The organism is Kribbella capetownensis, assembly GCF_004331485.1.
In the GTDB taxonomy this organism is placed as follows: domain Bacteria; phylum Actinomycetota; class Actinomycetes; order Propionibacteriales; family Kribbellaceae; genus Kribbella; species Kribbella capetownensis.
The window spans coordinates 22,068-29,985 of the sequence record NZ_SJKD01000020.1 but is presented as its reverse complement, the minus strand read 5'-3'; the positions used below and the strand labels follow the sequence as shown (position 1 = coordinate 29,985).

Here is a 7,918-nt window from a genome sequence, read left to right as displayed (position 1 = left end):
GCTCACCGGCTTCGTCACACCGGCCAAGAATGGCACCTGGTACGTGACCCGCATCGGCCTGACCTGCTGCGTCGCCGACGGTACGGCGTTCATGGTCGAGGCGCGCGGCCAGATCGCCCCACCCAAGAACCAATGGATCACCGTGACCGGCCAATGGGCCGAGCCCAGCAAACGCATCGACGGCGATGTCGCCGCGCTGACCGTCGAGACGATCAAAACGGTCACGGCCCCGGCCAACCCCTACGAGTAGCTCACCCAGCCGACGACGACAGGTACGCCGGTCGGCCGGTGCACAGCGATGAACCCGAACGGCTGCACCAGCGACACCAGCAACGCCTTCGCGCCGGCCATCGGCGCGGACCCGGCGGCCATCGCCATCGTCGTGACGGCGGCCGCTTCGAAGCCAATCGCGGAGAAGCGAGCCATCACCGCCTGCCTGGCCTGGTCGATCGCCAACGGCACCGAACTCAGGCCAGGGAAGTGGCCCTGGCTGGAGTCCATTGCCGACGTCAGCCCGAACACGTCCGGATGCTCGAGCAGATCGTGCTCGGCGTCCACCTCGAAGTACGGCAACGACAACAGCACCGACGGCAGCGGCGACATCGACTCGATCACTTCCACAGCCGGCGCCGACCCTTCAGCTGCCAGCAACTCCGACCCGCTCACGCCGTCGTCGCCCAGCTCGAGCGCGGCAGCCAGTACGGCGCCCCGCCCACGACCCGCCTCACCGACCACGAGCCGTACGTCGAACTCCCCAGCGCCGACGACCGTTGCCACAGTCAACGGTCCGGCCTGGCTCTCGTACACGCGCACGCTGTCGAGGTCATCGTCGGACCGACTCAGCCACCGCTGCCCATCGCGTGGATACTCGTTGAACGGCAGCACCCACGTCGTCCGCAACGCCAACGCGGACGCGAGCACCAGCAGCACGTCGGGCGTCAACTGGAGGGGCATCCGCTCCAGCAGTCCGTCCGTCTGCTCGACCACCCACGCGTCCAGCGCCGCCTGATCGGTCAGCGTGCCGCGGACCTCGGGCGGCAGGAACCGGTCGACTCCAGGCTGCAGCGGGATCTCTGGCCGGGTCCACAGACCGAGCGCCATCCGGAGCTCGGGGGTCTGCAGCAGGCCGTCGTACGGTCCGCCGGCGGCCTCGACGAGCTCGTCCCGCGCGGGTCCGACGGCCAGCTGGGCGAGGATCGCGAGCAATGGCCGGACGCCGAGCCCGGAGAGAACCGTGCTGCCCTCGCCGGGCAGCTGCTCGATCCACCGAGCAGTCAGGCGACTGACCTGCAGCGCATCCATCCGGTCAACTGTCCTGGACGTCGGTGAAGTGCTCGACGTGCGGTGGGTTCGCGAAGTGCGGGCCGATCAGGCCGCGCCAGACCCCGAAGGATTCGCTCGCCCGGAACGCCTCGTGCGCCTCAAGCGAGTCCCACTCGACCTGAAGCACGAAGCGGGTCGACGTCTCGATGCCGCGCGACATCCGGATGGTCCGGCTGCCCTCGGCGTTCTCGAGTTGCTTGCGGGCTTCCAGATAGGCGGCCGCGAACGCGTCTTCCTGGCCGGCGATCACATCGAACAACGCCACTTCGAGCACCATGCGGCCAACCTTCTCACACCGGCTCGGCCAGCACCGCCTGCTCCGTGTTCTCCTTCGCCCGAGCGCGGCGCCGGACGACGGTGCACGCCATGCCACCGATCACCAGGACCGCCGCGATCGCCTGCTGCAGGCCGACCGCCTCACCGCGCCACAACCAGGCCGCGGCCATGCCGACGATCGGCACCAACAGCGAGAACGGTGCGACGGTGCTCGCGTCGTACTGGCGCAGAAGGTAGCCCCAGGCACCGAATCCGAACAGCGTTGCGGCAAAGGCGAGGTAGCCGATCGCCCCGATGCCGGTCAGGTCGATCCCGCGTAGCGCATCGACATCCGTCCGCGGTCCCTCGGTGAGAAGCGACAGGATGAGCAGCGGGACGACGGCGACCGCGCTGACCCAGACCATGAAGCGCAAGGTGTCCTGCGGCTTGGCATAGCGGGTGATGGTGTTGGACACGCCCCAGAACGCACCCGCGACGATCACCAACGACAGTGCGCCGAGGGGTGCAGCCAGTCCGCGGTCGAGCATGATCAGCACCATGCCGAGGCAGGCGATCGCGATGCCGATCACCTGGGCCTTGCGCGGCCGCTCCCGCAGTACGGCGATCGCGAACAGGACCGTGAAGATCACTTGGCACTGCAGCACCAGCGACGACAGTCCGGCCGGGACGCCGTGGTCCATCGCGGTGAACAGCAGCCCGAACTTCGCCACGCCGAGCGCGAGACCGACTCCGACGACGTACCGCCAGGCGACCGGTGGACGGCCGAGCAGGAAGATCGCCGGGACGGCGGCGAAGAAGAAGCGCAGGGCGGAGAGGAGCAGCGGCGGGAAGTCCTCGAGACCGACCTCGATCACGACGAAGTTCACGCCCCAGACCACGACGACCGCGAGCGCGAGGAGCAGGTCACGAGGTTTCATGTGGTCCAGTCTGGGTCGGCGTACACTTAAGGACCAGCACCGATTGCTACCGCCATCACTTGAGGAGTGCTGAATGATTGATCTCGGCCGGCTCCGCGCCCTGCACGCCGTCGCGCAGTACGGGTCGGTCAACCGCGCGGCCGAGGTGCTCGGCTACACGCCGTCTGCGGTGTCCCAGCAACTGACCAAACTGGAGCGCGAGACGCGGACGACGCTGATCGAGCGGCAGGGCCGCGGGATCGTCCTCACCGACGCCGCCAGGCAGCTGGCCTCGACCGCCGCGCGCATCCTCGAGCTGGTCGAGGACGCCGAGCTGACGCTGGAGGAGCAACGCGGACAGGCGATCGGCACGCTGAAGATCGCCGCGTTCCCGACCGCCGCGCGCGGCCTGCTGCCGCAGGCACTGGCGCGGCTGATCGACGAGAACCCGGGGCTGGATGTGCGGGTGACCGAGACCGATCCGTTGGATGCTGTTGCCGCGGTCAGCCGCGGGGAGATCCACGTGGCGGTGGTGCACGACTGGCAGAACACTCCACTGGGCCTGCCGGAGGGACTGTCCCGGGTGAAGCTCGGCTCCGATCCGGCCGACGTTCTCGTCCCGGCGACGCATCGCCTGGCCGGCAAGGAGTCTGTCCGGGCGGAGGACCTGGTCGGCGAGCGATGGATCTGCCAACCGGTCGGTTCGATCTGTCACGAGTGGCTGGTCCGGACGATGCGCCGGGCCGGCGTCGAGCCCGAGATCGCCTACTCGGTCGCGGAGTACCAGACCCAGTTGGCGATGCTTGCCCGAGGCATCGGCATCGGCCTGCTCCCCCGGCTCGGCCGGGGCACGCTCCCCGACGGTGTGGTCGTCGTGCCGCTGCAGCCGGCCCCGAGCCGCCGCCTGTACGCCGTCTGGCGGACGACCACCTCCCGTCGGCCCGCGATCGCCGTTACCCTGTCCACCCTCGAGTCCGCCTGGCCTGACCGCGACACCGCCTGATCGACCGCAGCAACACGATGACGGGCGGCCGGGCGCTGACCAACCCCCGGGATTCCGGTCGCCTGAGCCTCAGTTGGAGCCGACGAGGACCCGGAGCTTCTTCTCGGTGTCTTCGTCGGCGGCGGTGTAGACGGTCGCCCGGAACTGCCCGAGCTGGGACAGCCACAGGTTGACCGGTTCGATCCGCAGCATGCCGGCGTCGGGGTTCTCGAGCACCTTGATCCGGTTGCTCGGCGCGGCGACCTCGTAGCGCTCCCACAACTCGGTGAACAGCGTCGACCCCGCGAGCAGCCGCTGGAGCAGGTCCTGCCAGGAGGGCTCACCGAGATGGTCGGCCATCGCCGAGCGGAACCCGGCCACCATGTGCACCTTCATCGACTCGGACTCGGCGAAGGTACACCGCCACTCACGCGACACGAACGTCACCCAGAGCATGTTGCGCTCCTCGACCGGGATCTCCCGCAGGTCGAGCACCACCCGGCAGTAGGCCTCGTTGAACGCGAGGATGTCGTAGCGCGCGCTCAGTACGACGGCCGGGTACGGCGAGACCGCGTCGAGCGTCTTCTGGACGGACGCGGGCAGGATCGCGCACTCACCGCGCGCCGGCCCGACCTGGAGCCCGGCCAGGGTGAACAGGTGATTGCGCTCCTGCCGGTCCAGCCGCAGTGTGTTCGCGAGCGCCTCCAGCACCTGCGCCGACACGTTGATGTCCCGCCCCTGCTCGAGCCACGTGTACCAGGTGACGCCGACCCCCGCGAGCAGCGCCACTTCTTCCCGCCGCAGCCCCGGCGTCCGGCGCCGGCCGCCCGGTGCGAACCCGACCTCGTCCGGCTGGATCCGCTCCCGCCTGCTTCGCAGGAAGACCCCCAACTCTCGCCGCTGCTCGCCTTTGTCGACGGCAGTTCTGTCGGTGGTGAATGGCAGGGTGGTCATGTGGCCATGATGGACTGAACCGGAGCCTGGTGCCAGGTGGTGTCAATACCAGGATAACCAGGCTCTCACCACCAGGCTCCGAGTGCGCGCAGGCTGGGAGCATGACAGACCAGCTCCAGGCCACCGCCACCGGCGTTTCCGCCCGGCCGCGTGCCGTCGCGTCGCCCCTGGGCCCGGTGGCACTGACCACTCTCCTCTTCGGCGCCTTCCTGCCGATGCTCTCCTTCTTCATCATCAACGTCGCGCTGCCGGCCATCGGCTCGGACCTGCAGGCGACCTCGGGCGAGCTGCAACTCGTCGTCGGCAGCTACGGAATCGCCAACGCCACCCTGCTGGTGGTCGGCGGCCGCCTCGGCGACGGATTCGGCCGCAAGCGGCTGTTCCTGATCGGCCTGACCGGCTTCACCGTGCTGTCGCTGATCTGCGCGATCGCTCCGACCATCGGCGTACTGCTGGCGGCTCGCGTCGTGCAAGGCGCCATGGCCGCGGCCATGACCCCGCAGGTCCTGGCGTCGATCACCAGCCTCCTCACCGGCGAGCACCGCGCCCGCGCGATGGCCATGTTCGGCGTCGCCGGCGGTGCCGCGGCGGCGCTCGGCCAGATCCTCGGCGGCGTGCTGGTCGAGGCTGACGTGTTCGGGCTGGGCTGGCGGGCAGTGTTCCTCGTCAACGTCCCGGTCGGCGTGCTGGCGGTCGCCGCGGCGATCCGGCTGCTCCCGGAGACCAAGGCCGAGAAGGCCCATCGGGTCGACCTTGTCGGCGCCGCTCTGCTCGCACTGGCTCTCGTACTGCTACTCCTGCCGCTCACCGAAGGACGGCCGCTCGGCTGGCCGCTCTGGACGTGGCTCTGCCTGGCCGCGGTCATTCCGGCCGTGGCGCTTCTCGGCGTCCACCAGCACAGGTCTGAGCGGTCAGGTCGCGCTCCGCTGATCCCGCCGACGGTTCTGCGGCTCCGCGCGATGCGGCTCGGGTTGTTGCTCGCGAGCGCGTTCTTCACGACGTTCGGCGGCTTCATGTTCGTCTTCGCCCTCGCCACGCAGGGCGAGGCCCACATGTCCCCGCTGGAAGGCGGTCTGAGCCTGTTGCCGATGGCTGTCGGGTTCCTGATCACCTCGGTCTACGGGCCGCGGCTGCAGCAGCGGTACGGCGCCGGCCTGATCCTCCGCGGCTGGCTCATCCAGGCCGTCGGGTACGCCGTACTGGCCGTCATCACGCTGATGGCCTGGCCGAACGTGACGCCGTGGACGCTCGCCGTACCGATGCTCATCGCCGGCTTCGGCAGCGGACTGGTCATGGTGCCGCTCATCGGCGTCGTGGTCGGTCAGGTCCCACCGGCACAGGCCGGACTGGGCAGCGGCATCCTGCTCACCAGCCAGCAGACGACCCTCGCCTTCGGTGCGGCCATCGTCGGTACGGCGTACCTGGCGCTGGCGGGCACGTCCTGGGGACAAGGCGGGGCACTGGCCGCGGTGGCTCTGAGCATCACCGTCATCTCAGTGCTGATGACGCCGGTCACGCACCGGCTGGATTCACGTCCCAGTGGGACGGGCGCGTAACAGCGGCCGGGAGCTTGGTGGCACGGTCTCCGCGCGCGGCGTTGACCTGAGCCTGGGTGAGGAACAACGCCCCGGTCAGGTCGGCGCCGCGCAGGTCGGCGTCGCGAAGGTCCGCTCCGATCAGGTCCGCCTGCCGGAGATCGGCGTCGCGCAGGTCGGCACCGATCAGGTAGGTACCGCGCAGGTTCGCCTTCGCGAGATCCGCGCCGCGCAGGGCCTTACCCATCAGGTCGGCACCGCGGCGCTCCTTCTTCTTGCTCTGCTTGCCGCGCACGCGCCGGCTGGTCTTCAGGAGCAACTCGTTGACCATGGCCCGTTCCGCGATCACGTCGACCGTCGTCAGGTCCGCAGTACCGGCCACACCCTCGACGCGCTCGATCGCCGCCAGGATCTCGGCATCGAACGCCCTGTATTCAAGGGCTTCTGTGAGGTACCAGAGCAACTCGTGGAGCTGACGAAGGATGGGTAGCGCGGCGAACATCTGCTGCCCTGGCTGTTCGCGCCAGCTCGTGCCGGCCCGGCGGGAGATCTCCTGTCCGGCACCGAAGCAGTCGTAGACCGTGCAGCCCTGGAAGCCTTTCGCCCGCAGCTTGCTGTGGATCGTGCAGCGGAAGTCTTCACTGAGATTGGGACAAGCCGCACCGGCGGGCTTGTCGATCGCGAAGTCCGCCGACTTGCTGAACGTCAGCGCGATGCAGCAGAGCCCGAAGCAGCTACTGCAGTCCGCGCGGAGGTCAGTTCTGCTCGGCAACCGTCTGGCCGGTGCGGCGCCAGCGGATGCCGGCCTCGATGAAGTCGTCGATCTCACCGTCGAAGACACCGGAGGTGTTGCCGGACTCGTACTGCGTCCGCAGGTCCTTCACCATCTGGTACGGATGCAGCACGTACGACCGCATCTGGTCACCCCACGACCCCTGCACGTCACCGCGCAGCGCGTCGATCTGGGCCCGCTCCTCGGCCTTCTTCAGCGCCAGCAGCTTGGCCTTCAGGATCACCATCGCGCTGGCCTTGTTCTGCAGCTGCGACTTCTCGTTCTGGCAGGAGACCACGGTGCCGGTCGGGATGTGCGTGATCCGGACCGCCGAGTCGGTGGTGTTGACGCTCTGGCCACCCGGGCCGGACGAGCGGTACACGTCGATCCGCAGTTCCTCTTCGGGTACGTCGATCTCGTCGGTCTGCTCCAGCACCGGAACCACCTCGACCGCGGCGAACGAGGTCTGCCGGCGGCCCTGGTTGTCGAACGGCGAGATCCGCACCAGCCGGTGCGTGCCCGACTCCACACTCAGTGTGCCGTACGCGTACGGAGACTTGACCCCGAACGTGGTCGACTTGAGCCCCGCCTCTTCGGCGTACGACGTGTCGTAGACCTCGGTGGCGTACCCGTGCCGCTCGGCCCAGCGCAGGTACATCCGCTGCAGCATCTCGGCGAAGTCGGCCGCGTCCACACCGCCCGCGCCGGACCGGATCGTCACCAGCGCCTCGCGCTCGTCGTACTCACCGGACAGCAGGGTGCGGACCTCGAGGGACTGGATCGCCTTGCTGAGCGAGCCGATCTCCTTCTCCGCCTCCGCCATACTGTCCGCGTCGTTCTCCTCGCGGCCGAGCTCGACCAGTACGCCGAGGTCGTCGACCCGGCTGCGCAGCGCGGTCACCCGCTCCACGTCGGCCTGCAGGCTGGACAGCCGCGACGTCACCTTCTGCGCGTTCGCCTGGTCGTCCCACAGGTCCGGCGCGGCGACCTGCTCACCGAGGTCGGCGATCTCCCGGCGCAGAGCGTCGAGATCGAGCACCTTCTCGATCGAGGTCAGCGTCGCGTCGAGCTGCTTGAGCTCCGCGTCAAAATCCAGTCCAGCCACAACCAAGCAGCGTACCCGCTGGTGCCTCGTCGAGGCACGTTGGTGCGGCTGGCGGTGGTCCAGTCGTTCGCTGGC

At 69.0% G+C, this 7,918-nt stretch carries 9 protein-coding genes; 3 read left to right on the top strand and 6 right to left on the bottom strand.

What is annotated here, in order from left to right; genetic code table 11:
* A partial coding sequence (locus E0H75_RS42605) for a TIGR03943 family putative permease subunit (protein ID WP_475009199.1) occupies positions 1 to 250 on the top strand: 250 nt, incomplete at its 5' end.
* Here the strand turns inward: E0H75_RS42605 and E0H75_RS42600 are convergent.
* The 3 genes from E0H75_RS42600 to E0H75_RS42590 are packed head-to-tail and all read right to left on the bottom strand — an operon-like array spanning position 241 to position 2,516.
* The gene (locus E0H75_RS42600) at positions 241 to 1,302 is read right to left on the bottom strand and encodes a serpin family protein (protein WP_131519439.1); all 1,062 of its coding nucleotides are present in this window, start codon (positions 1,300 to 1,302) and stop codon (positions 241 to 243) included. The two genes, E0H75_RS42605 and E0H75_RS42600, sit on opposite strands and share 10 nt — an antisense overlap.
* Positions 1,303 to 1,306: 4 nt before the next feature.
* Positions 1,307 to 1,600, bottom strand: a complete 294-nt coding sequence (locus E0H75_RS42595) for an antibiotic biosynthesis monooxygenase family protein (RefSeq protein ID WP_131519438.1) — start codon at positions 1,598 to 1,600, stop codon at positions 1,307 to 1,309.
* 13 nt (positions 1,601 to 1,613) lie between these two features.
* Positions 1,614 to 2,516 carry an EamA family transporter gene (locus tag E0H75_RS42590; RefSeq protein WP_131519437.1) on the bottom strand — a complete coding sequence of 301 codons (903 nt, stop codon included), beginning with the start codon at positions 2,514 to 2,516 and terminating at the stop codon, positions 1,614 to 1,616.
* Between the two features lie 73 nt (positions 2,517 to 2,589).
* Here E0H75_RS42590 and E0H75_RS42585 point away from each other — a divergent pair, with 73 nt between their 5' ends.
* Positions 2,590 to 3,498 carry a LysR family transcriptional regulator gene (locus E0H75_RS42585; protein WP_131519436.1) on the top strand — a complete coding sequence of 303 codons (909 nt, stop codon included), beginning with the start codon at positions 2,590 to 2,592 and terminating at the stop codon, positions 3,496 to 3,498.
* Positions 3,499 to 3,567: 69 nt separating this feature from the next.
* Here the strand turns inward: E0H75_RS42585 and E0H75_RS42580 are convergent, their stop codons facing one another.
* Positions 3,568 to 4,431: a helix-turn-helix transcriptional regulator gene (locus E0H75_RS42580; RefSeq protein ID WP_238163599.1), complete on the bottom strand. Its 864-nt coding sequence runs from the start codon at positions 4,429 to 4,431 to the stop codon at positions 3,568 to 3,570.
* A gap of 101 nt (positions 4,432 to 4,532) precedes the next feature.
* Between E0H75_RS42580 and E0H75_RS42575 the strand changes: the two genes are divergently transcribed.
* Entirely contained in the window at positions 4,533 to 5,987 is a 1,455-nt protein-coding gene (locus tag E0H75_RS42575) for an MFS transporter (protein ID WP_165554485.1), read from the top strand.
* Here E0H75_RS42575 and E0H75_RS42570 read toward each other — a convergent pair.
* A complete protein-coding gene (locus E0H75_RS42570) occupies positions 5,944 to 6,738 on the bottom strand; it encodes a pentapeptide repeat-containing protein (protein ID WP_131519434.1) in 795 nt (264 codons plus the stop codon). The genes E0H75_RS42575 and E0H75_RS42570 overlap by 44 nt on opposite strands.
* Positions 6,722 to 7,843, bottom strand: coding sequence for a peptide chain release factor 2 (gene prfB, locus E0H75_RS42565; protein WP_131519433.1), 1,122 nt, complete (start codon positions 7,841 to 7,843; stop codon positions 6,722 to 6,724). The genes E0H75_RS42570 and prfB overlap by 17 nt, the downstream gene beginning before the upstream one ends.
* Positions 7,844 to 7,918 lie beyond the last annotated feature (75 nt).

Coding starts and splice junctions, on each gene's coding strand:
- E0H75_RS42585 (WP_131519436.1), top strand. CDS start 2,590: ATGATTGATCTCGGCCGGCTCCGCGCCCTGCACGCCGTCGCGCAGTAC.
- E0H75_RS42575 (WP_165554485.1), top strand. CDS start 4,533: ATGACAGACCAGCTCCAGGCCACCGCCACCGGCGTTTCCGCCCGGCCG.
- E0H75_RS42590 (WP_131519437.1), bottom strand. CDS start 2,516: ATGAAACCTCGTGACCTGCTCCTCGCGCTCGCGGTCGTCGTGGTCTGG.
- E0H75_RS42600 (WP_131519439.1), bottom strand. CDS start 1,302: ATGGATGCGCTGCAGGTCAGTCGCCTGACTGCTCGGTGGATCGAGCAG.
- E0H75_RS42580 (WP_238163599.1), bottom strand. CDS start 4,431: ATGACCACCCTGCCATTCACCACCGACAGAACTGCCGTCGACAAAGGC.
- E0H75_RS42595 (WP_131519438.1), bottom strand. CDS start 1,600: ATGGTGCTCGAAGTGGCGTTGTTCGATGTGATCGCCGGCCAGGAAGAC.